This window comes from Pimelobacter simplex (genome assembly GCF_900114845.1).
Lineage (GTDB): Bacteria > Actinomycetota > Actinomycetes > Propionibacteriales > Nocardioidaceae > Nocardioides > Nocardioides simplex.
The window spans coordinates 39,414-62,522 of sequence record NZ_FOUK01000002.1 but is presented as its reverse complement, the minus strand read 5'-3'; the positions used below and the strand labels follow the sequence as shown (position 1 = coordinate 62,522).

Sequence of the window (23,109 nt, the reverse complement as noted above, 5' to 3'; positions counted from 1 at the left end):
CGATGCTGGTGAACATCCATCACGACAGCGCCAAGGAGCACAACCGCCTCCTCGTCGCCGGCGTCGTCTTCCTCAGCGTGCTCGCGCTGCTCATGTGGCTCTCGATCGCGATCTACAACAAGAAGTTCGACAGCGTGACCACGGTCAAGGTCAAGGCCGACCGGGCCGGCTTGCAGCTCGCCAAGTTCGGCGACGTGCGGATCAACGGCGTGCTGGTCGGCCGGGTCGACAAGATCGACCAGGACGGCGAGGAGGCCGAGATCACGCTCGCGCTCGACCCCGACGCGGCCAAGAAGATCCCGTCCAACATCAGCGTGCGGATCGTGCCGACCACGCTCTTCGGCCAGAAGTTCGTGGCGCTCGTCCGTCCCGACGGCGCGAAGGCCCGGCCGATCGCCGACGGCGACGTCATCCCGTCCGACCGGGTCGAGACCAACGTCGAGCTGAGCCGGGTGCTCGCCGACCTCTTCCCGCTGCTCGAGGCGGTCCGCCCGGCCGACCTCAACGCCACGCTCCACGCGCTGGCCACCGCGCTCGAGGGGCGCGGCGAGGACCTGGGCCGGACGATGGACCAGCTCGGCGACTACATCGGCCGGATCGAGGACCACCTGCCGACCCTGCGCAAGGACCTCCAGGCCCTCGCCGACGTCGCCGACGCCTACGACATGGCGGCGCCCGACCTGCTCGACGTCCTCGACAACGTCACGGTGACCAGCAAGACCATCACCGAGAAGGCCGCCGACCTCGACGTCTTCTTCTCCGACCTGACCGGGCTGGCGAACACCTCGACCCGGCTGCTCGGCGACAACGAGCAGAACCTCATCCGGATGGGCCAGGTGACCGCTCCGGTGATCGGCCTGCTCGCGGAGTACTCCCCGGAGTTCCCGTGCCTGATCCGCGGCGCGGCCAACTACGAGCCGATCCTGTCCAAGACGTTCGAGGGCGGCTGGGTCAAGCAGTACATCGAGTTCTTCAACCCGCAGTTCCGCCCCTACGACGAGCGCGACCTCCCCGAGTACGGCGAGGTCGGGCACGGTCCGTGGTGCGCGGGGCTGCCGGGCTTCAAGGTCCCCGGCACGCCGAACCCGCTCGACCAGGGCTCGGACATCGACGAGAAGGGCGGCTTCTCGCCGCTGCCCCTCCAGGGCCTGCTCGGCCGGCCCACCGCGGGCGGCGCCATCGACAGCGGGTACGCCGGCAGCGAGGCCGAGCAGCGGGTGGTCAACGCGATGCTGGCCGGCGCGAGCGGTCGCGCGCCCGAGACGTACGGCGCGCTCGGGCCGCTGCTCTACGGACCGGTCGTGCGCGAGGGGAAGGCAGCCGGATGAGCACCAGCCGCAACGCCACCACGATCTCGGCCGCGATCAAGCTGGCCGTCTTCACCGTCGTCTCGGTGCTCGTCACCGGCCTGCTCGCCGTCATCATGGGCAATGTCGGTTTCGGCGACCGCAACCAGTACCAGGCGATCTTCGCCAACGCGACCATGCTCGAGAAGGGCGACGACGTCCGGGTGGCCGGCGTCAACGTGGGCGAGGTCAAGAAGGTCGAGCACTACCGCCGGACGATGGCCAAGGTGACCTTCAAGGTCGACGCGGGGGTCAAGCTGACGAGCGCCTCGCTCGCCAAGATCCGCTTCCTCAACCTGGTCGGCGACCGCTACATGGCGCTGGAGCAGGGGACCGGTGCCGACGACGCGAAGCCGCTCGCCGACGGCGCGACCATCCCCGCCGACAACACCGAGCCCGCGCTCGACCTCACCGTCCTCTTCGACGGGTTCAAGCCGCTGTTCGCCGCGCTGACGCCCGACCAGGTCAACGAGCTGAGCATGAACCTGGTGCAGGTCCTCCAGGGCGAGGGCGGCACGGTCAAGAGCCTGCTCGACCACACCGCCTCGCTGACCTCGGCGCTCGCCGACCGCGACCAGCTCATCGGCGACGTGATCACCAACCTCAGCCAGACGCTGAGCACGGTCAACGACCGGCACCAGCAGCTGAGCACGCTCATCGTCGAGCTCAAGGACTGGATGACCGACCTCGCCAAGGACCGCGACACCATCGGCTCCTCGCTCGACAACATCTCCGAGCTGACCGTGACGGTCGCCGACCTGCTGCGCCGTGGCCGGCCGCTGGTCAAGGAGGACATCGCCGCGCTGCGGGCGCTGAGCAAGCTGCTCAACAAGAAGGAGAACCGGGAGGACCTCGCCGAGCTCCTCGACCGGATGCCCGAGACGATGACCGACCAGACCCGGACCGGCACCTACGGCTCCTGGTACCAGTACTACGTCTGCGGCGTCTCGGCCCGGATCCGGCTCCCGCTGATCGCGAACCTGCCGATCATCAAGGAGATCCAGGACTACATCACCAAGTTCCAGTTCCGCTCGACCGCCCCGAGGTGCCGCCGATGAGCCGCGACCGCGCCGCCCGCGAGGCCCGGGTCGTCCGGCTCGGCGTGATCACCCTCGTGGTGATGGCGCTGGTCTCGGCCGCGACCTTCAACCTCGGCAAGTTCCCCGGCTTCCGCGGGACGACGTACTACGCCGAGTTCAGCGACGCCAGCGGCATCCACAAGGGCAATATCGTCCAGGTCGGCGGCATCCGGGCCGGCCGGGTCAGCGGCGTCGAGCTCGCCGGCGACCGGGTCAAGGTGAAGTTCGAGATCGACGGCGACGTCGAGTTCGGCTCCGACAGCCACGCCTCGATCGAGGTGCTCAACCTGCTCGGCGAGAAGTACCTCGACCTGCAGCCGGTCGGCAAGGGCCAGCTCGCCGACGGGGCGACGATCCCGATGGACCGCACCAAGGCGGCCTACGACATCGTCGGCGTCTTCGGTGACCTGACCACCACGACCGAGGAGATCGACACCGACCAGCTCTCCCGGGCGCTCGACACGGTGGCCGACACGCTCGACGTCTCGGCGCCCGAGATCAAGGCGTCCTTCGACGGCATCTCCCGGCTCTCGCGCAGCGTCGCCGCCCGCGACGCCGAGATCCAGACCCTGTTCGAGAGCTCGCAGCAGGTCAGCAAGGTGCTCGCCGACCGCAGCGACGACATCGTCAGCCTGATGAAGAGCAGCGACCTGGTCTTCAAGGAGCTGACCAAGCGCAAGGCCGCCGTCCACGACCTGCTGGTCAACGCCCGCTCGCTCGCGGTCGAGCTGCGCGGCGTGGTCAAGGACAACGAGGCGCAGATCGCGCCCGCGCTCAAGGAGGTCGACGGCCTCGTCTCCTTCCTGGTCTCCAAGAAGCAGAAGATCAAGGAGACGCTCGCCGCGCTCGGCCCCTACGTGTCCATCCTCAGCAACATCATCGGCACCGGCCCCTGGTTCGACGCGTACGCCTCGAACCTCCTGGCGCTGCCCACCGGTGAGTTCGTGCCCGGGTTCCAGGGGTGATCGCGATGGTGTCCACGATCCTCAAGCGCGTCGACAAGCGCGTGCTCGTCGCCATCGGCGTCGTGCTCGTGCTCGGCGTCCTCGTCAACGTCTTCCGCTCGCCGGCCGACATGAAGACGGTGACGGCGCACTTCCCGCGCGCGGTCAGCGTCTACGAGGGAACCGACGTGCGCATCCTCGGCGTCAACGTCGGCAAGGTGACCTCGGTGATCCCCGAGGGCAACTCGGTCCGCGTCGAGATGGAGTACGACGCGTCGTACCAGGTCCCGAAGGACGCGCAGGCCGTGATCGTCACCCCGACGCTGGTCGCCGACCGCTTCGTCCAGCTCACCCCGGTCTTCCAGGGCGGCGACGTCCTGGCCGACGGCGCCGACATCGCGCTCCCCGAGACGGCCGTGCCGGTCGAGCTCGACCGGATCTACAGCAGCCTGCAGACGCTGACCCGGGCGCTGGGCCCCAACGGCGTCAACAAGGACGGCACGCTCGACCACCTGCTGGCGGCGGGGGAGAAGGCCTTCGGCGGGCAGGGGACCAAGGGCAACCAGATGATCCGCGACCTCGCCCAGGCCGCGCAGACCTTCGGCAACGGCGCCGGCCCGCTGTTCGACACCGTGAGCCAGCTCGCCAAGTTCACCAAGACCCTGGCCGAGAACGACGGCCTGGTGCGGGCGTTCATGCAGGACCTCACCGGCGTCTCGGCGATGCTCGCCGACGAGAGCGACGAGCTGGAGCAGGCCGTCGCCGCGGTGGCCAAGGCCGTCGGCAGCGTCCGCGGCTTCGTCAAGAACAACCGGGACGCCTTCGTCACCGACATCCGCAAGCTCACCGACGTGATGAACACGATCGTGTCCGAGAAGGACAACATCGAGACCGCGGTCAAGATCGCCCCCGTCGCGATGGGCAACCTGCACATGGGCTTCGACCACGTCACCGGCACCCAGAACTCCCGGCTCGCCATCGGCGGCCTGGTCTGGGACGTCGACGGCCTGATCTGCGCCTTCATCCAGCAGAACCCGGCGATGCCCAAGGCGCTCAAGAACACCGCCTGCACGCTGATCGAGAAGCTCATCGAGCCGATCGTGTCCAAGCTCCCGTGGCTGCCGCCGGAGTTCAAGACCGCCCTGCCCGGCGGGAAGGCCCGACCGTCCGGCCTGACCGACACCGACCAGGGGCTGAGCGTGCCCCGCCCGGCCGAGGTGTCGTACTCGACCGGTGACGGCGCCACCATGGAGTCCCTGCTCGGAGGTGGGTCGTGAGCACGCGCAACGTACGTCCCGGCCGGTGGTGCCGCGCGGTGGCACTCCTGGTCGGCCTGGCCGTCCTGACCGGCTGCAGCGGCTTCCGCGGCGCCTACGACCTGCCGCTGCCCGGCCACCCCGTCGACGCCGACGAGGCGTTCGAGGTGACCGCCTACTTCAAGGACGTCCTCAACGTCGTCCCGCGCTCGCCGGTGATGGTCGACGACGTCGTCGTCGGCGAGGTGACCGAGGTCGAGCGCTCCGGCTGGAACGCCAAGGTCAAGCTGCGCGTGCGCGACGACGTCAAGCTGCCCGACAACGCGATCGCCGACATCCGCCAGGTCTCGCTGCTCGGCGAGAAGTACGTCGCCCTCGAGGCACCCGAGCAGGAGGCCCCGGTCGGCCGGCTCTCCAACGGCGACGAGATCGCGCTCGCCAAGACCGGGCGCAACCCCGAGGTCGAGGAGGTGCTCGGCGCGCTGTCCTTCCTGCTCAGCGGCGGCGGCGTCGCCCAGCTCGGCACCATCACCCGGGAGGCGAACCTCGTGATGAACGGGCGCGAGGACCGGCTGCGCAGCCTGCTCTCGTCGCTCGACTCGGTGGTCGGCACGCTCGACGAGCAGAAGGTCGACATCATCAGCGCGCTCGAGTCGCTGAACAACCTGACCTCCACGCTCAACAAGGAGAAGAAGACGATTGGCGACGCGCTCGACGCGACCGGGCCGGCGATCGACGTCCTCTCCGCCCAGCACGACGAGCTGATCGAGATGCTCGGCGCGCTCGACCGGCTCGGCAAGGTCGGCACCCGGGTGATCAACGCCAGCAAGGAGGACGTGCTCTCCATCCTGCGCGACCTGAGCCCGGTGCTGCGCAAGCTCACCGAGGCCAACGAGCAGCTCGCGCCCGGCCTCAACCTGCTGATCAGCTTCCCGTTCCCGCAGGCGGCCAACAACATCGTCAAGGGCGACTACGCCGACACGATCATCCGGGCCGACCTCAACTTCGAGAACCTCTACAAGACGCTCGGCCTGCCCGAGATCCAGCTGCCCGACCTCGAGGCCGTGCTCAACCAGGTCGGCCAGTGCCTCAAGAGCGGCAAGCTGACCAGCTCGGCCTGCCTGCAGGTGCTCAGCGACGTCAACCTGCTCAAGGACCTGCAGACCAAGTGCCAGGACCGCACGATCCGCGACAGCCCGGTCTGCAAGCTGCTCCGGGCGCTGCCCAACCTCGACCTGGGTGGCCTGCTCGGCGGCAAGGGCGGCCTGCTCGGCAGCGACGGACCGCTCAGCGGGCTGACCCGCGGGCTGCTCGGCACCCAACCGTCGTCGTACGACAACGGGTCGACCCGCAGCCTGCTCGGAGGTGTGGCATGAGCCGCGGCGTACGGATCCGGCTGATGGCGTTCGTCGTCCTCAGCGCGGTCGGCATCACCTACATCGGCGCGAGCTACCTCGGCCTGGTCGACAAGATCACCGGCCGCGGGCTCACCGTGACCGCCAGCCTGCCCGGCTCCGGCGGCCTCTTCGAGGGCAGCGAGGTGACCTACCGCGGCGTGAAGATCGGCCGGGTCTCGCGGATGGACACCACCGACGACGGCGTCGACCTCACCCTCGACCTCAAGGACGGCACGAAGCTGCCGCGCGACGCGCCGATGTTCGTGCACAACCTGTCGGCCGTGGGCGAGCAGTACCTCGACTTCCAGCCGCCCGACGACGAGGGCCCGTACGCCGAGAACGGCACCCGCTTCACGGGCAGCGACAAGTCCCTGCCGGTCGACGAGGGCGACCTCCTGGTCGACCTGAGCCGGTTCGTCGACTCGGTCGACAAGGGCAGCCTGCAGACGGTCGTGCGCGAGCTCGGGCTGATGTTCGACGACACCGGCACCGACCTGCAGCAGCTGCTCGACGGGGGACAGGCATTCATCGCCGAGGCCAGCGAGCACACCGACGAGACGATCGCGCTGCTCGACAACGGTCTCGCCGTGCTGCGCACGCAGCGCGGCCAGAAGGAGAACATCCGCAAGTTCTCCCAGGACCTCAACACGATCACCTCGACGCTGCGCGGCAGCGACGGCGACCTGCGCAAGGTGCTGAGCGCGACGCCCGGCGCCGCCCGGGAGCTCGACCAGCTGCTGCGCCAGCTCGAGCCGACCCTGCCGATCCTGCTGGGCGACCTGGTCTCGGTCGACCAGATCCTGCTCAGCGAGCTCGACGGCATCGAGCAGCTCCTCGTCACCTACCCGGCGCTCATCGCCGGCGGCCCGACGGGCAGCACGTCCGACGGCTGGGGGCACGTCAACCTGCAGTTCGACTACAGCGTGCCCCCCTGCACGAAGGGCTACGTGCCGCCCAGCGAGTGGCGCTCGACGCAGGACCTCACCGACACCGAGCCGGCCCAGGTCAACTGCACGGCCGGGCCGCCGTACGTCATGCGCGGCAGCAAGTACGCGCCGGGCAACCGCAACGACCGCGCGTCGCCCGGCCGCGTCTACAGTGACACCTACGATCCGGCCACGGGGGCAGTGCCGGGTCTGGTCGACACCGCGGGCAATCCGGTCAGGCTGAACCAGCCGGAGAACCTGTCCGTACTGGGAGGGGATGCGTGGAAGTGGCTGCTGATCGGTCCGGTGGCGAGCAAGTGACCGACGAGCGCAGTCGGGTCCGGCTCAACATCGCTCTCTACGCCGCGACGGTGATCTGCGGCTGCGTGGCGATCCTGCTGCTCTACCTCCACGTCACCTCGGGCGACACGGTCGACGGCACCGACGTCGTCTCCGGCGCCGGCCAGGACGTCGGCCGCGGCGTCGTCGAGCCGGTGCCGCTCGCCGACGACAGCGAGCAGCAGCGCACCGCCGACCAGCTCGCGGCCGCCTCGAAGATGGTCACCGCGTTCGTCAACTTCGACTACCGCGAGCCCGACCGGACGATCGAGGCGGTGACCTCGATGGCGACCGGCGACTTCAAGGAGCAGTACACCAAGGGCGCCGCCTCCCTCAAGAAGCTCGCCGGCGAGGCCCAGTCCGACATGGTCGCCAAGGTCGTCTGGACCGGCCTCGTCGCCGGTGACGACGACACCGCCACCGTCATCGTGGCGACCAGCGGCGTCGTGAAGAACAAGACCACCCAGTTCCAGGAGGAGGCCCGCAACTACCGTCTGCAGCTCGAGCTCGTGCTCGAGGACGGCCGCTGGCTGACCAAGGACCTCCAGTACGTCGCGCTGGGCTGAGGAGACAGACGATGAGCCGCCCCACGCCCCGCCGTCCCGCCAGCTCGCGCGGGCAGACGCCCCGGCCCCGCAAGATCGCGGGGCAGGCCCCCGGCGTCCCGCGCCCGGCCGACGACGCCGCCGCCGAGAGCGCCGAGCCGGCCGAGAGCGCCGAGAGCGCCGAGCCCGCCCCGGCCGAGAAGCCGGCGCCCACCCCGCCGACCGGTGACCGCCCCGGCGTCCTGGCGCGCCCCAAGACGACGCGCGTGCTCATCGCGACGCTGGTCCTGGTCACCCTGGCCCTGGTCGCCGAGTTCGCCGTCCTGGCCCTCGACAAGCTGGGCGACGACGACAAGGACGCCACCGCCGCCGACGGCACCACCTCGCTGAGCGTGCCGAAGGGGCGCCCGGTCGTCGCCGCGACGCTCCAGACCCGCGACGGCGTCGAGGCCGCGGCCAAGGCTGCGCAGGAGATCGTGGCGGTCGACTTCAAGAAGTACGACGACGAGGTCGCCAACGCCGCGAAGCTGATGACGGCGCGCTTCGAGAAGCAGTACCGCGAGACCGCGGTCGAGATCAAGGAGCAGGTGGTCGGCCAGCAGACGGTCGTCCAGGCCAGCGTCGTGGCCCAGGGCGTGGTCCGGGCGAGCCGGACCCGGCTCGAGGCGCTGATCTTCCTCAACCAGGTCGTCGAGCGCACCCGCGAGGGCAAGAAGGAGACGGTCGTGACGCCCTTCAAGGTGCTCGTCACGATGGTGCACACCGACCACGGCTGGCTCGTCGACAAGCTCGACACCGACGCCTCCGACGGCGCGGCCCAGCCGGGCGCGACGGCGCCGGCCGAATCGCCGTCGGTGAACGAAGACAAGACGAACTAGAACACGTTACAGTTCGGGGGTGCCTACACCCGTGAGCGGAGCGAGCCAGGTCGACTGCGACGTGGCGATCGTCGGTGCCGGTCCGACCGGACTGTTCGCCACCTACTATGCCGGATTCCGCGGCCTGCGGGTGGCCTTGATCGACTCGCTGCCCGAGCTGGGCGGCCAGATCACGGCGATGTACCCGGAGAAGGCGATCCTCGACGTCGCCGGCTTCCCGTCGGTCAAGGGCCGCGACCTGGTCGACGGCCTGGTCGAGCAGGCGCTCACCGCCAAGCCCGAGCAGCTCCTGGGCCGGACGGCGTCCGAGCTGGCCACCGACGACGACGGCCTCACCCTCACCCTCGACGACGGCACCGCCGTGCGCGCCAAGGCGCTCATCGTGACCGCGGGCATCGGCAAGTTCAGCCCGCGCCCGCTGCCGGCGGCGGAGGGCTGGGTCGGCCGCGGCGTGGAGTTCTTCGTGCCCGGCTTCGAGCCCTACCGCGACCTCGACGTGGTCATCGTCGGCGGCGGCGACAGCGCCTTCGACTGGGCCCACCACCTCGAGCCGATCGCGCGCTCGGTGACCCTGGTCCACCGCCGCGACGCCTTCCGGGCCCACGCCCGGACGGTCGAGCAGGTCCGCGCGTCGTCCGCCGCGATCGTGACCAAGGCCGAGGTGAGCGCCCTGCGCGACGCCGACGGCGGGACGGCGGGCCCGCTCGCCGAGGTCGAGCTCACCGTCGACGGTGTCGTCGAGACCCGCCCGGCCCAGGCCGTGGTGGCCGCGCTCGGCTTCGTCGCCGACCTCGGCCCGCTCCAGCAGTGGGGCCTCGAGACCCACCGCCGCCACCTCGTCGTCGACCCGTCGATGCGCACCAACCTGCCCCGGGTCTTCGCCGCCGGCGACATCACCGAGTACCCGGGCAAGGTCCGGCTGATCGCGGTCGGCTTCGGCGAGGCCGCGACCGCCGTCAACAACGCCGCGGTCGTCGTCGACCCGTCGGCCCACGTGTTCCCCGGCCACTCCTCGGAAGGATGACTCAGGAATGAGCGCAGGACGCGACAAGGTCAAGCTGAGCGAGGAGGAGGTCCAGGGCCTGCTCCACGAGAACATCAAGGTCCAGGTCGCCGCCAACGGCAAGGACGGCTTCCCGCACCTGACCACGCTGTTCTACGACGTCCAGGACGGCAAGATCGTCTTCTGGACCTACGGCCGCAGCCAGAAGATCCTCAACCTCGAGCGCGACCCCCGGGTGACCGCGCTGGTCGAGGACGGCACCGACTACTTCGAGCTGCGCGGCGTCTCCATCGAGGGACGGGCCGAGATCGTTCGCGACCGCGACCGGATCCTCGAGATCGGCAAGGCCGTCTCGGTGCGGATGTTCGGCGTCGACTCCTTCGAGGCGCTCGGCGAGATCGGCGCCCAGACCGTCGAGAAGCAGGCGACCAAGCGGGTGGGCGTGATCATCCACCCCGACCGCGTCGCGTCCTGGGACCACCGGAAGATGACCTGAGAAGAGGCATGACGATGAAGATCAAGGTCGACTTCGACCTGTGCGAGTCCAACGGCCTGTGCGAGGCGATGGCACCCGAGGTGTTCGAGCTGGACGACGACGACTTCCTCCAGCTCAACGCGGAGGAGACCACGGACGAGAACATGGACAACGTGAAGCGTGCCGTCGCGGCCTGTCCGCGCGCCGCGATCACGCTGGTGGAGGAGTGAGCATGGAGGCGACGACGTCGCTGGACGGCAAGGTCGCGATCGTCACCGGCGCCGGCGCCGGTCTGGGGCGCGCGGAGGCGGTGGCGCTGGCGAGGGCCGGGGCCCGGGTCGTGGTCAACGACCTGCCCGGGGCGGGGGATGACGCGGTCGACGAGATCCGCGCGCTCGGCGGCCAGGCGGTCGTCGTCGCGGGCGACGTGAGCGAGCGCGCCACCGCCGACGCCATGGTCGCAGCCGCGGTCGAGCTCGGGGGCCTCGACATCGTCGTCAACAACGCGGGCATGACGCGCGACCGGATGCTCTTCAACCTCGGGGACGACGAGTGGGACGCGGTCATCGCCGTCCACCTGCGCGGCCACTTCCTGCTCTCGCGCAACGCCGCGGCGTACTGGCGGGGCAAGGCCAAGGAGAGCGAGTCCGGCACGGTCTACGGCAGCATCGTCAACACCGCCTCCGAGGCCTTCCTCGGCGGCTCGCCCGGCCAGGCCAACTACGCCGCCGCCAAGGCCGGCATCGCCGCGCTGACCCTGTCGACCGCGCGCGGGCTGTCCCGGATCGGCGTGCGCGCCAACGCGATCTGCCCCCGGGCCCGGACCGCGATGACCGCCGAGGTCTTCGGCGAGGACGCGTCCGGCAAGGCCGTCGACCCCTACTCGGCCGACCACGTCGCGCCGCTCGTCGCCTACCTCGCCTCGCCCGCCGCCGAGCGGATCACCGGCCAGGTCTTCGTCGTGTACGGCGGCATGGTCGCGCTCGTCGCCGCGCCCGTCGTCGAGCAGCGCTTCGACGCCGCCGGCGACCTGTGGACCGGCGACGACCTCGACAAGCAGCTCGGCGGCTTCTTCGCCGACCGCGACCCCAACGTCGGCTTCGCGGCCGACTCGATCATGAAGCTGACGGTGTGAGCATGGGACGTCTGGACAGCAAGATCGCGATCGTCACCGGCGGCGCGATGGGCCAGGGCGAGGCGATCGTCCGCGCCTACGTCGCCGAGGGCGCGAAGGTCGTCATCGCCGACGTCGCCAAGGAGCAGGGCCAGGCGCTGGCCGACGAGCTCGGCGCCGCGGCCCACTTCGCGCACCATGACGTGAGCGACGAGGCCTCCTGGGCCACCCTGGTCGAGGACGCGAACACCCGCTTCGGCCCGGTCAACGTACTCGCCAACAACGCGGGCATCCTGCGCTTCGGCGACATCGAGCGGATGCCGGCCGACGAGGTCGAGCTCGTCTGGCGGGTCAACCAGCTCGGCGTCTTCCTCGGCATGCAGGCGGTCAGCCGCACCATGCGCAAGAACGGCGGCGGCTCGATCATCAACGCCTCGTCCGTCGAGGGCCTCGCCGGCATGCCGTCGTGCACGGCGTACGCCGCCACCAAGTGGGCCATCCGCGGCATGACCAAGTGCGCGGCGATGGAGCTCGGCCCCAAGGGCGTCCGGGTCAACTCCGTGCACCCCGGCATGATCGACACCCCGATGACGCGCGTGCACGGCGGCGACGCCGCGATGGAGTACGGCGCCAGCAAGGTGCCGCTGCGCCGGGTCGGCGTCCCCGACGACATCGCGCCGGTCTACGTCTTCCTGGCCAGCGACGAGTCGTCGTACATCAACGGTGCCGAGATCGCGGTCGACGGCGGGGTCACCTCGACCCACGCCTTCGGCGCCTGAGTCCGGCCGACCCGTCCGTCAGTCAGTCGCGGAGGATCAAGTGAATCGCCGTCTCCATGTGCGCCGCGGTCTCCGCGGCCGTGGAGCGGCCGGTCACCCACGAGACCAGCGCCGAGAGCCACACGTCGCCGATGACGCGCGCCACGGCGACGTCCTCGTCGGAGACGGCGCCCTCGCTGGGCGCCCCGCCGTGCATGGCGTGGGTGACGATCGAGGTCATCGCCATGCCGACCACGTGGATCTCGGCGGCGACGCTGCTGTCAGCGAACATGAAGGCGCGGGTGAGCGCCTCGGTGAGCTTGGGGTCGCCCTGCATGCCGCGCGCCATCCGCTTGAGCACGTAGAGGACGCGGTCGGCCTGGTTGTCGCCGGGGATCTCGCGCTCGTTGAGGCGGGTGGCGGCCTCGTCGAACTGGCGGCCCAGTGCGGAGACCAGCAGGTGGATCTTCGACGGGAAGTAGCGGTAGAGGGTGCCGAGGGCGACGTCCGCGTGCTCGGCGACCGCACGCATCTGGACCGCGTCGAAACCGCCCGACTTCGCCAGCTCGTAGGTCGCGTCGAGAATGCGCTTGCGTCGCTCCCGCTGCGCGGCCGAGCCGAGGTCGTCGGTCGTGGACGGGTTCGCGATGGTCACCGGGTCTCCCTTGTGAGGTGCTGCGACGAGGCGGGTCATTGTGGACCCAGTGGATAGGCTACCGGCAAGTAGCGCATAATTTGAAACACGTTCCACTACGTTTCTGTTTCGGCCCTGCTCCCCGGGAGCCCGAAAAAAGGGGAGAAGTACCTGATGCGAATCGCCATGCTGTCCTACCGCAGCAAGCCCCACGTCGGCGGCCAGGGGATCTACATCCGCCGGCTCACCCGGGAGCTCGCCGCGCTCGGTCACACGGTCGAGGTGTTCTCCGGCCAGCCGTACCCCGAGCTCGACGAGGGCGTGCGCCTCACGAAGGTGCCGAGCCTCGACCTCTACCGGCCCGGTGACGAGTTCCGCAACCCGCGGCCCAGCGAGTTCCGCGACCTGGTCGACGTCGAGGAGTGGCTGACCATGCGCAGCGGCGCCTTCCCCGAGCCGGTCACCTTCAGCAAGCGCGTGGTCAAGCTGCTCGCCGAGCGGCGCGACGAGTTCGACGTCGTCTTCGACAACCAGACGCTGGCGACCCCGCTGCTCGGCATCGAGAAGCTCGGGCTGCCGCTCGCGACGACGATCCACCACCCCATCACCATGGACCGGCGCATCGAGCTCGCCGCCGCCGTCTGGGCCAAGCGCAAGCAGGGCTCGAAGTGGCGCTTCGAGCTGCCGAAGATCGGCGTGTGGCGCTGGTACTCGTTCCTCAACCAGCAGAAGCGTGCCGCGCCGCGGCTGCGTCGGGTGATCGTGCCGTCGGAGTCGTCCAAGCGCGACGTCGTCCGCGAGTTCAAGGTCGACCCGGCCCGGATCGAGACCATCCTGCTCGGCGTCGACGAGCGGTTCGCGCCGTCCGCGGCACCGCGGGTGCCCGGGCGCATCCTCGCGATGGCCAGTGCCGACGCGCCGCTCAAGGGCATCTCGGTCCTGCTCGAGGCGTTCGCCAAGCTGGTCGTCGAGCGCGACCTCGAGCTGGTGCTCGTCACCAAGCCCAAGGAGGGCGGGGTGACCGAGAAGCTCATCGACAAGCTCGGCATCGCCGGCCGCGTCTCCTTCGCCAACGGACTGACCGACGACGAGCTGGTCGCCCTCATGGGCTCGGCCGAGCTCGCCTGCGTGCCCTCGCTCTACGAGGGCTTCTCGCTGCCGACCGCGGAGCTGATGGCGTGCGAGACGCCGCTCGTCGTCTCCCGCGCCGGTGCGATCCCCGAGGTCGTCGGTCCTGACGGCGAGTGCGCCGACGTCGTCGAGCCCGGTGACGTGGGTGCGCTGACCACCGCGCTCGCCGCCCTGCTCGACGACCCGGAGCGCCGGGCCGCGATGGGCGCCGCGGGCCGCCGCCGGGTCAAGGAGCTGTTCAGCTGGAGCGCCGTCGCGGAGAGCACCGCGGCCGTGCTGGAAGACGTGATCGCCGAGTACAAGGCCGAGAAGGCCTGAGGAGACAGAGATGCTGACCGTTGACTTCGACCGGCTGGGCCTGCAGCCCGGCGACCGCGTCCTCGACATGGGCGCCGGCGCCGGCCGGCACAGCTTCGAGATGTACCGCCGCGGCGCGGACGTCATCGCCTTCGACCTCGACGCCGAGGAGCTCGAGGGCGTCCGCGACCTCTTCGTCGCGATGAAGGAGGCCGGCGAGGTGCCCGCCGGCGCCGAGGCCGACGTCAAGCAGGGCGACGCGCTCGCGCTGCCCTTCGCCGACGGCGAGTTCGACCGCATCGTGTGCTCCGAGGTGCTCGAGCACATCCACGACGACGTCGCCGCGATCCGCGAGCTGATCCGGGTGCTGCGTCCCGGCGGCACGCTCGCCGTCACGGTGCCCCGCTGGCTGCCCGAGGTCATCAACTGGCGCCTCTCGGCCGACTACCACAACGCCGAGGGCGGCCACATCCGGATCTACACCGACCACGAGCTGGTCGACAAGGTCACCAAGGGCGGCCGGTTCAACGACGGCACGCCCGGCGACGCGATGCTCTTCGAGGGCAAGAGCTACACCCACGGCCTGCACGCGCCGTACTGGTGGATCAAGTGCGCGGTCGGCGTCGAGAACGACGGCCACCCGCTCGCCAAGGCGTACCACAAGCTGCTGGTCTGGGAGATCATGAAGCAGCCCAAGGCGCTCCAGCTCGCCGGCAAGGTCCTCGACCCGATGATCGGCAAGTCGATGGTCCTCTACTTCCGCAAGCCGGACGCCGCATGACCGCGACCCCCGAGGTCGCGCTGTCCCGGCTGCCCTACGTCGACGGCGTCCTCACCGCCCAGCAGGTCGCCGACACCGCGGCCGCCATCGCGGCGATGCAGGAGCCGTGGGGCGCCGTGCCGTGGACGACCGGTGAGCACGTCGACATCTGGAACCACGTCGAGGCCGCCATGGCGATGCTCGTCGGCGGCCAGGTCGAGGCCGCCGAGCGGGCCTACGCCTGGGTGCCCACGATGCAGCGCGCCGACGGCTCGTGGCCGATGAAGATCGTCGGCGGCGTCGCCGACGACGAGCGCGGCGAGGTCAACATGTCGGCGTACTTCGCGGTGGGCCTGTGGCACCACTGGCTGCTGCGCCGCGACATCCGGTTCATCGAGCGCTACTGGCCCTCCGTGCGGGCCGGTCTCGACTTCGTGGTCTCGCTGCAGGAGCCCTTCGGCGGCATCCGCTGGACGCCCGTCGACGACTTCTGCCTGCTCACCGGCAACTCCTCGATCTACCACTCGCTGCGCGCGGGCGTCGCGCTCGCCGACCTGATGGACGACCCCCAGCCCGAGTGGGAGCTCGCCGGCGGCCGCCTCGGCCACGCGGTGCGCACCCACCCGGACCGGTTCGCCGACAAGTCGACGTACTCGATGGACTGGTACTACCCGGTCCTCGGTGGCGCGGTCCGCGGCGACGCGGCCCGGGCCCTCATCGAGCGGCGCTGGGACGACTTCGTCGTGCCCGGCCTCGGCATCCACTGCGTCGACACCAACCCCTGGGTCACCGGCGCCGAGACCTGCGAGCTCGCGATGGCCCTCGACGTCATCGGCGACCCCGCGTCGAGCCGCCGGGCCCGCCAGCTGCTGACCGACATGCAGCACCTGCGCGAGTCCGACGGCCGCTACTGGACGGGCTGGGTCTACGCCGACGCCTCCCGACCGGCGCCCGATGACGAGCCGCGCGACGTCCACTGGCCGCACGAGCACACGACCTACACGGCCGCCGCGGTGATCCTCGCCGTCGACGCGCTGGGGGAGACCTACGGCCACGCGACCCCGGGCTCGGGGATCATGCGCGGCACCTCGCTCGCGCCGCACTTCGACGAGATCGCGCTCGAGTGCGACTGCGCCTCGGAGGCCTCAGGCGAGCGGCTCTCCGGCCGCGCCTGAGGTGCGCTCGAGGACGCGCAGCGAGCCGGTGTGGGTCACCTCGGTGAACGCGCCGCTCGCCAGCGCGGGCAGGTAGATCTGCTCGTACGGCGGCCGCCCGCCGTCCGCGGGGTCGGGGAACACGTCGTGGATGGCGAGGTAGCCGCTGGCCGCGACCCAGTGCGCCCACCCCGCGAAGTCGGCGCGGGCGGGCTCCTCGCCGTGCCCGCCGTCGATGAACAGCAGCGAGAGCGGGGTGCGCCAGTGCGCCGCCACCGTCGTGGACTGGCCGACGACAGCGACCACCTGCTCCTCGAGCCCGGCCCGGGCGATGTTCTTGCGGAACTGGCCCAGCGTGTCCATCAGCCCGAGCTCGGGGTCGACGACGCTGGCGTCGTGGTGCTCCCAGCCGGCCTGGTTCTCCTCGGAGCCGCGGTGGTGGTCGACGGTGAACACCGTCCCGCCCACCTGCTGGGCGGCGGCGCCGAGGTAGATCGCCGACTTGCCGCAGTAGGTGCCGACCTCGAGCACCGGCCCGTGGGGGAGCCGCTCGAGCGCGATCCGGTGCAGCAGGGCACCCTCGTCCTCGGGCATGAAGCCCTTGGCCGCGCGGGCGTGGTCCAGCAGGTCGGACGGCATGGTGTCGGTCACCGGGCCACTCTAGTAGAGTTAGAACGCGTTCTAGTTCTTGAGGAGCATCGATGTCGATCGGGATCAGCGACGAGCAGGCCGAGCTCGCCGACAGCCTGCGCAAGTGGGCGGCGAGCCTGTCCCCGCTGGCAGCCGTGCGCGCCGCCGAGGGCGAGGTCTCCGCGTGCTTCGCCGACGTCTGGGCGGCCGCCGACGAGATGGGCATCGCCGCCATCGCGGTCCCCGAGTCCGCCGGAGGTGGCGGCGGCAGCCTGCTCGACCAGGCCGTCGCTCTCGAGGCCTGCGCCCACGAGCTGGTCCCCGGTGGGCTGCTCGGCGCCACGATCGGGTCGCTGCTGACCGGGCGGCCGGGCCGCTACGGCGTGCAGGTGCACCCCGGCGGCGTCGTGTGGGACGGCGGCGCGCTCGCCGCGGACCCGGACCGGCTGCTGCTGCTCGACGACGGCGGCACCGTCACTTCCGAGCCGGGCCTCGACCTCGGCTCCCGCCACGCCCGGCTCGCCGGGGGCGCGGCCGCGTCGACTGACGAGCGGCGCCGGCTGCTGGCCGTCACCCTCGCCGCCGCCGAGGCGTCCGGCGTGACCCGGTGGTGCCTGGAGACCGCGGTCGACTACGCCAAGGTGCGCGAGCAGTTCGGCCAGAAGATCGGCGCCTTCCAGGCGATCAAGCACCTGTGCGCCCAGATGCTCGAGACCGCCGAGTCGGTCACCGCCGCGGCCTGGGACGCGGCCGGTGCCGCGACCCTCCACGACACCGACGACTCCGCCGACGCCGACGCTCAGTGGGCCTTCGCCGTGGACGTCGCCCAGGCGATCTGCTTCGACGGCGCCGTCGAGGTGGCCAAGGCCTGCATCCAGGTGCTCGGCGGGATCGGCTTCACCTACGAGCACGACGCCCACCTCTACCTGCGCCGGGCGCTGTCCCTGCGCGCCCTCGTCGGCTCCGCCGATGCCGCCGCCGAGCGGCTCACCGCCGCCGCGGTGACCGGCACCCGCCGCCGCGTCGACGTCGACCTCGAGGGCCGCGACGAGGCGATCCGCCCCGGAGTGCGGACCACGTCCGAGCAGATCGCCGGCCTGCCGGCCGCCGAGCAGCGCGCGGCGCTCGTGGACGCGGGGTACCTCACGCCGCACTGGCCCGCGCCCTACGGTCTCGGGGCCGATCCCGCCACGCAGCTGGTCATCGATCAGGAGCTGGGGAGGGCCGGCGTCGTACGTCCGGACCTGGTGATCGCCGGCTGGGCCGTCCCCACCATCCTCGCCCACGGCACCGACGCCCAGCGCGAGCGCTTCGTGCGCCCCTCGCTGCTCGGCGAGCTGACCTGGTGCCAGCTGTTCTCCGAGCCAGGCTCCGGCTCCGACCTCGCCTCCCTGCGCACCCGCGCGGTGCGCGTCGACGGCGGCTGGTCGCTGACCGGGCAGAAGGTGTGGACGTCGGTCGCCGAGCGCGCCGATTGGGGCATCTGCCTGGCCCGCACCGACCCCGACGCCCCGCAGCACAAGGGCATCACGTACTTCCTCGTCGACATGCGCTCGCCCGGTATCGAGGTCCGCCCCCTCCGCGAGATCACCGGCGAGGCCCTGTTCAACGAGGTCTTCCTCGACGACGTCCTCGTGCCCGACGACTGCGTCGTCGCCGAGCCCGGCGACGGCTGGAAGCTCGCCCGCACCACCCTCGCCAACGAGCGCGTCGCCATGGCCAGCGCCCGCCTGACCAAGAGCGTCGAGCGCGCCGTCGAGCTCGCCGCCACCCGCGACCTCGGCCCCGTCGCCCGGACCGAGGTCGGCCACCAGGTCGCCCTCGCCACCGTCGGCGGCCTCCTCGGCGTCCGCACCACCCTCCGCGCCCTCGGCGGCCACGGCCCCGGCGCCGAGTCGAGCGTCGCCAAGCTCCTCGGCGTCCGCAGCCGCCAGGAGTCCTCCGAGCTCGTCGTCACCCTCCAGGGCGACGACCTCGCCCTCCTCGGCCCCCTCGGCAAGGAGTCCGACGACCCGCTCGCGGCCGACGTCTGGGAGCAGCTCAACACCCGCTGCCTGTCGATCGCGGGCGGGACGACGCAGATCCTGCGCAATGTGGCGGGGGAGCGGATCCTGGGGCTGCCGCGCTAGGAGTCACGCTGGCCAGGAAGTGCTCGAAGCTGCGCAGCGCGACGTGGGCACCGTCGATGCGTCGCTGAGCGGCATCGCGACGATGGATGACGTCGTTCGGGTGTCGCTCGGCCGCGTCGGGCCCGGACAGCCGCCCGGTAGCGCCCCAGTCGGCGTTCGCGAGTCTTGCGTAGTCGAGGTGTGCGCTGGCTCGCTCGCTGTGCAGCGCGTCGAGAACGTCCTCGATGTCGCGCCGGAGGTGAGGGTCGAAGCGGTCGAGGGAACTGGTCATCTGGTCCTCCGAGATGGGCAGGGTACGGCGAACCTACGTCGCCTCGACCGTGCCTGCCAGCATGGTGCAGGTGCTGATCGGAGATCGTCGATCCTCCACGAGGGAGAGCTCCCGCCCTAGCCGCGCGCGTCGATGCGCTCGAGGGTCGTCTGCATCCGGTCGAGACGCTGGTCGAGGCCGTCGAGGCGGCTGTCGACCTTGTCGAGGCGGCCGTCGATCCGGGCGAGCCCCTCCACGAGCAGCCGCTTGTTCTCGTCGATCATCTCGTAGATCGCTGCGATGTCATTGGTGTTGCGCTCGACACGGAGGTCGAGCTCTGCGTGGGATGCGGCCATGGTTTCCTCCGAGATGGCTGGGTGCACCGCGAAATCTACGTCCCCTCCACCTCGCCCACCAGCGCCTGCGCCGGCCCTGTGGAAATCGTCGAATCCGCGCTGCCGGCACGCTCCCGCAGCCACCGGTTCCAGTGCCAGTGCAGGAACCGGTCCGTGGCCCGGACGAGGTGCTGCGACCGGATCGACGGGAAGATGTCGAAGGCGTGCTGGGCGCCCGGGAGCTCGGCGTAGGTGACGCTGCGCTTCGACGTCGCCCGCAGGACGGCGACGAAGGCGCGCGCCTGGCCCGGGTCGACGAGCGTGTCGCGGGAGCCGTGGATGACGAAGAAGTCGGGGGCGTCCGCGGTGACGCGGAGGAGGGGGCTGGCCTGCTCGAAGACCTCGCGCTCGCGGCGGGGGGACTTCTTGAAGACGATGGGCGCGAGGAAGTGGTCGCGCATCTGCTCGGCGGTCCGCAGGCCACTGGCGCCGGCCAGGTCGTAGACGCCGTAGTAGGGGACCGCCGCCTGGACCGAGGTGTCGGCCGACTCGAAGCCGGGCTGGAACTCCGGCGCGTTGGGCGTCACCGCGGCCAGGGCGGTGAGGTGCCCGCCGGCCGATCCGCCGGTGATCGCGATGTAGTCGGGCGAGCCGCCGTACTCGGCGATGTGCGACCGGATCCACGCCAGAGCAGCCTTCACGTCGACGATCTGCGCCGGCCACGGGTCCCGGGGCGCCAGCCGGTAGTTGATCGCCACGCACACCCATCCCCGTGCGGCCATGTGCTGCATCAGCGGCAGGCCCTGCTGGTCCTTGTTGCCGATCGTCCAGCCGCCGCCGTGCACCTGCAGCAGCACCGGGGCGCCGGCCGCCGGGGTGACCTCGGAGGTGTAGACGTCGAGCACCCCGCGCCGCCCGTACGACGTGAACGGGATGTCGCGGTGCACCTCGACCCCCGCGCGCCGGGCCGCCCGTCCGAACGCGAACGGGTTGGCCAGCCGGCGCCAGGGGGTGGCGAGGTCGGCGGGGGTGGGCTTGGCGTCGAGCTCCTCGACGTAGTCGACGCCGAGGCCCTCGACGAGCGCCTCCTCGGCGACGTCGACCGCCTGCCGGCTCTGCCGGATCAGGTACGCCAACCCGGCGGACGACAGCCCGGCCAGGGCCAGGCCGGGCACCGACCGGCGCCGCGCGCTCACGTGGCCGGCGGCGTCGGCCACGGTCAGGCCCAGCACGTGGGGGGCGAGCTCACCGGTCAGCCAGCCCGCGAAGAACGCGGGGATCCCGGTGCGGAAGCCCGGGAGCGGGCGGATGGCGTTGGCGGTCAGCGCGGCGGTGATCGCCTGGCGCCGTACGAATCCCATGACCCGAGGATATCCGGCTCGTTGTGACAAACTGGTACACGTTCTAGGACTCATGGGGGTAACGGGATGGACCGACTGTCCGGGTTGGATGCGAGCTTCCTCTACCTGGAGACGCCGGCCCAGCTCATGCACGTGTGCGCGGTGATGGTGCTCGACCCGGCGACGATGACCGCGCCGTACTCCTTCGAGGGGCTCCAGCGCGAGATCGACCTGCGGGTCCGCGACGTGCCCGCCTTCACCCGCAAGGTGCGCGGGGTGCCGCTCGGCCTCGACCACCCGGTGTGGGTCCAGGACAAGGCGTTCGACATCGAGCGCCACGTCCACCGCCTCGCGCTGCCCACGCCCGGCGGGTACCCCGAGCTGATGGACCTCTGCGCCCACCTGGCCTCCCTCCCGCTCGACCGGTCCCGCCCCCTGTGGGAGATGTGGGTCATCGAGGGGTACGACGACGGCCGCGTCGTCGTCTTCGCCAAGATGCACCACGCCACGGTCGACGGCGTCTCCGGCGCGAACCTGGTCTCGCACCTGTGCTCCGTCGAGCCCGACGCCGCGCCCATGGTCAGCGAGCACCCGGCGCCACCGCGCGATCCCGGCCGCGGCGAGCTGCTCGGCCGCGCGGTGATCGGTACGGCGGCGCGCCCGGTCACCCTCGTCAAGGTGCTCAAGCCCTCGGCGCAGCTGGTCACCAAGAGCATCGGCCGCGCCCGCAGGGGGACGGCGATGGCGGCGCCGTTCTCCGCTCCGCGCACGTCGTTCAACGGCACCATCACCTCGCACCGCTCGATCGCGATGGCCGACCTCGACCTCGACGAGATCCGCCGGATCAAGAAGGTGACCGGGACGACGGTCAACGACGTCGTCCTCGCCGTCGCCGGCGGGGCACTGCGCGCCTACCTCGACGAGCGCGACGAGCTCCCCGAGAGCTCGCTGCTGGCCACGGTGCCGGTCAGCGTGCGCGACAGCTCGCGCCGCTCGACGGGCGCCAACAAGGTCTCCGCGCTGTTCACCAAGCTCGGCACCGACGTGGCCGACCCGCTGGAGCGGCTGCACATGCTCGCCGAGCGCAACCAGCACGCCAAGGAGCACCACAACGCGATCAGCGCCGACGCGCTGCAGGACTGGGCCGAGTTCGCGGCGCCGCGCACGTTCGGCCTCGCGGTGCGCGCCTACGCCAACCTGCGCCTGGCCGAGCGGCACCCGGTCGTGCACAACCTGGTCATCTCCAACGTGCCCGGGCCGCCGATCCCGCTCTACTTCATGGGCGCGCGCATCGACGCACTCTGCCCGCTGGGGCCGGTCTTCCACGGCGCCGGGCTCAACATCACGGTGATGTCGAACGCCGGGCAGATGCACGTGGGCGCGATCGCGTGCCGCGAGTCGATGCCCGACACCGACGCGCTCGTGCGGCACTTCCCCGACGAGCTCGCGCGACTCAGCGAGGCGGTCGCCGCGGGAAGTCCCGCCGACGCGCGTTGACGGTCGCCGCCGCCTCGACCATCTTCGGCACGAACTTCTCCGCCGCCAGCACGCAGCCGGCGTGCCCGTCGTCCACCTCGTGGATCGTCGCGCCCGGGATCGAGCGGGCGAGGGTGATCTGCCGCGACGTCGGGATCACCCGGTCGCGCATCATCACCACCACCGCGGTCGGTACGTCGATCCGCCCGAGCCAGGGCCGCGAGTGGTGCCGCCCGAGCGCGGCGAGCGCCTGACCGACCGCCCAGGGGCTGGTGGACCGGAACTCCCGCAGCGCCCACTCGTGCATGTCGGACGGCTCGAGCCCGCCGCCTCGCGCGGCCGCGCGCGCCGCGCGCAGCGCCGTCCGCGAGCGCGACACGCCGCGCAGCGCGAGCATCGAGGTGCCCATCCCGAAGAAGAACCCGCGCTCGGCCGGGGTGAGCTGGAAGCGGTCGGTGGTCGCGCCGAGGACCAGTCCGGAGACCAGGGACGGATGCTGGCGCCACACCCGCTGCGCCACGATCGAGCCCATCGAGTAGCCGCCGACGACGACCTCGTCGAGGCCCAGCACCGCCGCGAGCGCCGCGACGTCGTCCGCGCAGTCGACCAGGGAGAACTCCGGGCTCTGGATGCCCCGGCCGTGCCAGCGCTGGTCGAGCGTGACCACCCGGAAGCGCCGGGACAGCGGCTCGATCGCGGGGAACCAGGTGAGCAGGCCGGTCGTGCCCAGCGCGTGGAGCAGCACGATCGTGGGAGAGTGGGGATCCGGCCCCGGCGTGTCGGTCACGTACGTCGTGCCGCGCCCCGGCAGCTCGACCAGCCGGCCCTCGGGCACGAGGGTCGAGGGGAGGTGCACCCTCCGGCGGGCGACGTCCAGTGGGAGCACGGCCATGCGCGCAAGACTAGAACACGT

At 71.2% G+C, this 23,109-nt stretch carries 23 protein-coding genes; 18 read left to right on the top strand and 5 right to left on the bottom strand.

The window, feature by feature from the left end; genetic code table 11:
• Positions 1-2 precede the first annotated feature (2 nt).
• The 13 genes from BM223_RS07890 to BM223_RS07830 are packed head-to-tail and all read left to right on the top strand — an operon-like array spanning position 3 to position 12,081.
• Complete coding sequence (locus BM223_RS07890; RefSeq protein ID WP_052138534.1) at positions 3-1,328, top strand: MCE family protein; 1,326 nt, start codon at positions 3-5, stop codon at positions 1,326-1,328.
• The gene (locus BM223_RS07885) at positions 1,325-2,404 is read left to right on the top strand and encodes an MCE family protein (protein WP_038678598.1); all 1,080 of its coding nucleotides are present in this window, start codon (positions 1,325-1,327) and stop codon (positions 2,402-2,404) included. Before BM223_RS07890 ends, BM223_RS07885 begins: the two co-directional genes overlap by 4 nt.
• A complete protein-coding gene (locus tag BM223_RS07880) occupies positions 2,401-3,390 on the top strand; it encodes an MCE family protein (protein WP_038678601.1) in 990 nt (329 codons plus the stop codon). The genes BM223_RS07885 and BM223_RS07880 overlap by 4 nt, the downstream gene beginning before the upstream one ends.
• A gap of 5 nt (positions 3,391-3,395) precedes the next feature.
• On the top strand, positions 3,396-4,646 hold the full coding sequence (locus BM223_RS07875; protein ID WP_141267247.1) for an MCE family protein: 1,251 nt from the start codon (positions 3,396-3,398) through the stop codon (positions 4,644-4,646).
• Positions 4,643-6,001, top strand: a complete 1,359-nt coding sequence (locus BM223_RS07870) for an MCE family protein (RefSeq protein WP_075018537.1) — start codon at positions 4,643-4,645, stop codon at positions 5,999-6,001. The genes BM223_RS07875 and BM223_RS07870 overlap by 4 nt, the downstream gene beginning before the upstream one ends.
• Positions 5,998-7,269: an MCE family protein gene (locus tag BM223_RS07865; protein WP_038678603.1), complete on the top strand. Its 1,272-nt coding sequence runs from the start codon at positions 5,998-6,000 to the stop codon at positions 7,267-7,269. Before BM223_RS07870 ends, BM223_RS07865 begins: the two co-directional genes overlap by 4 nt.
• Positions 7,266-7,853 (top strand): hypothetical protein, encoded by a 588-nt coding sequence (locus BM223_RS07860; RefSeq protein ID WP_052138537.1) that lies wholly within the window; start codon positions 7,266-7,268, stop codon positions 7,851-7,853. Before BM223_RS07865 ends, BM223_RS07860 begins: the two co-directional genes overlap by 4 nt.
• A gap of 11 nt (positions 7,854-7,864) precedes the next feature.
• The gene (locus tag BM223_RS07855) at positions 7,865-8,710 is read left to right on the top strand and encodes a hypothetical protein (RefSeq protein WP_038678605.1); all 846 of its coding nucleotides are present in this window, start codon (positions 7,865-7,867) and stop codon (positions 8,708-8,710) included.
• 19 nt (positions 8,711-8,729) lie between these two features.
• Positions 8,730-9,734, top strand: coding sequence for an NAD(P)/FAD-dependent oxidoreductase (locus BM223_RS07850; RefSeq protein WP_235319260.1), 1,005 nt, complete (start codon positions 8,730-8,732; stop codon positions 9,732-9,734).
• 7 nt (positions 9,735-9,741) lie between these two features.
• Positions 9,742-10,209 (top strand): pyridoxamine 5'-phosphate oxidase family protein, encoded by a 468-nt coding sequence (locus BM223_RS07845; RefSeq protein ID WP_038678610.1) that lies wholly within the window; start codon positions 9,742-9,744, stop codon positions 10,207-10,209.
• A gap of 8 nt (positions 10,210-10,217) precedes the next feature.
• Complete coding sequence (locus tag BM223_RS07840) at positions 10,218-10,418, top strand: ferredoxin (RefSeq protein WP_038678612.1); 201 nt, start codon at positions 10,218-10,220, stop codon at positions 10,416-10,418.
• Between the two features lie 2 nt (positions 10,419-10,420).
• A complete protein-coding gene (locus BM223_RS07835; protein WP_038678613.1) occupies positions 10,421-11,323 on the top strand; it encodes a 3-oxoacyl-ACP reductase in 903 nt (300 codons plus the stop codon).
• A 2-nt stretch (positions 11,324-11,325) separates the two neighbouring features.
• Positions 11,326-12,081 (top strand): glucose 1-dehydrogenase, encoded by a 756-nt coding sequence (locus tag BM223_RS07830; RefSeq protein ID WP_038678615.1) that lies wholly within the window; start codon positions 11,326-11,328, stop codon positions 12,079-12,081.
• Between the two features lie 22 nt (positions 12,082-12,103).
• On the opposite strand, the gene BM223_RS07825 is transcribed toward BM223_RS07830, so the two are convergent.
• Positions 12,104-12,715 carry a TetR family transcriptional regulator gene (locus BM223_RS07825; protein ID WP_038678617.1) on the bottom strand — a complete coding sequence of 204 codons (612 nt, stop codon included), beginning with the start codon at positions 12,713-12,715 and terminating at the stop codon, positions 12,104-12,106.
• Positions 12,716-12,868: 153 nt separating this feature from the next.
• On the opposite strand from BM223_RS07825, the gene BM223_RS07820 reads away from it, so the two are divergent.
• The 3 genes from BM223_RS07820 to BM223_RS07810 are packed head-to-tail and all read left to right on the top strand — an operon-like array spanning position 12,869 to position 16,057.
• Positions 12,869-14,143: a glycosyltransferase family 4 protein gene (locus BM223_RS07820; RefSeq protein WP_038678619.1), complete on the top strand. Its 1,275-nt coding sequence runs from the start codon at positions 12,869-12,871 to the stop codon at positions 14,141-14,143.
• A 10-nt stretch (positions 14,144-14,153) separates the two neighbouring features.
• A complete protein-coding gene (locus BM223_RS07815) occupies positions 14,154-14,903 on the top strand; it encodes a class I SAM-dependent methyltransferase (protein ID WP_038678621.1) in 750 nt (249 codons plus the stop codon).
• Positions 14,900-16,057 (top strand): prenyltransferase, encoded by a 1,158-nt coding sequence (locus BM223_RS07810; protein ID WP_052138541.1) that lies wholly within the window; start codon positions 14,900-14,902, stop codon positions 16,055-16,057. The genes BM223_RS07815 and BM223_RS07810 overlap by 4 nt, the downstream gene beginning before the upstream one ends.
• On the opposite strand, the gene BM223_RS07805 is transcribed toward BM223_RS07810, so the two are convergent.
• The gene (locus tag BM223_RS07805) at positions 16,028-16,687 is read right to left on the bottom strand and encodes a class I SAM-dependent methyltransferase (RefSeq protein ID WP_235319261.1); all 660 of its coding nucleotides are present in this window, start codon (positions 16,685-16,687) and stop codon (positions 16,028-16,030) included. The genes BM223_RS07810 and BM223_RS07805 overlap by 30 nt on opposite strands.
• Before the next feature lie 50 nt (positions 16,688-16,737).
• Here BM223_RS07805 and BM223_RS07800 point away from each other — a divergent pair, with 50 nt between their 5' ends.
• The gene (locus tag BM223_RS07800; RefSeq protein WP_038678623.1) at positions 16,738-18,795 is read left to right on the top strand and encodes an acyl-CoA dehydrogenase family protein; all 2,058 of its coding nucleotides are present in this window, start codon (positions 16,738-16,740) and stop codon (positions 18,793-18,795) included.
• 387 nt (positions 18,796-19,182) lie between these two features.
• Here the strand turns inward: BM223_RS07800 and BM223_RS07790 are convergent, their stop codons facing one another.
• Positions 19,183-19,401, bottom strand: a complete 219-nt coding sequence (locus BM223_RS07790; protein WP_038678627.1) for a hypothetical protein — start codon at positions 19,399-19,401, stop codon at positions 19,183-19,185.
• Between the two features lie 35 nt (positions 19,402-19,436).
• The gene (locus BM223_RS07785) at positions 19,437-20,741 is read right to left on the bottom strand and encodes an alpha/beta hydrolase (RefSeq protein ID WP_052138543.1); all 1,305 of its coding nucleotides are present in this window, start codon (positions 20,739-20,741) and stop codon (positions 19,437-19,439) included.
• 66 nt (positions 20,742-20,807) lie between these two features.
• Here BM223_RS07785 and BM223_RS07780 point away from each other — a divergent pair, with 66 nt between their 5' ends.
• On the top strand, positions 20,808-22,217 hold the full coding sequence (locus tag BM223_RS07780) for a WS/DGAT/MGAT family O-acyltransferase (protein ID WP_082003642.1): 1,410 nt from the start codon (positions 20,808-20,810) through the stop codon (positions 22,215-22,217).
• Here the strand turns inward: BM223_RS07780 and BM223_RS07775 are convergent.
• A complete protein-coding gene (locus BM223_RS07775; protein WP_038678631.1) occupies positions 22,174-23,088 on the bottom strand; it encodes an alpha/beta fold hydrolase in 915 nt (304 codons plus the stop codon). The genes BM223_RS07780 and BM223_RS07775 overlap by 44 nt on opposite strands.
• Between the last annotated feature and the right edge of the window lie 21 nt (positions 23,089-23,109).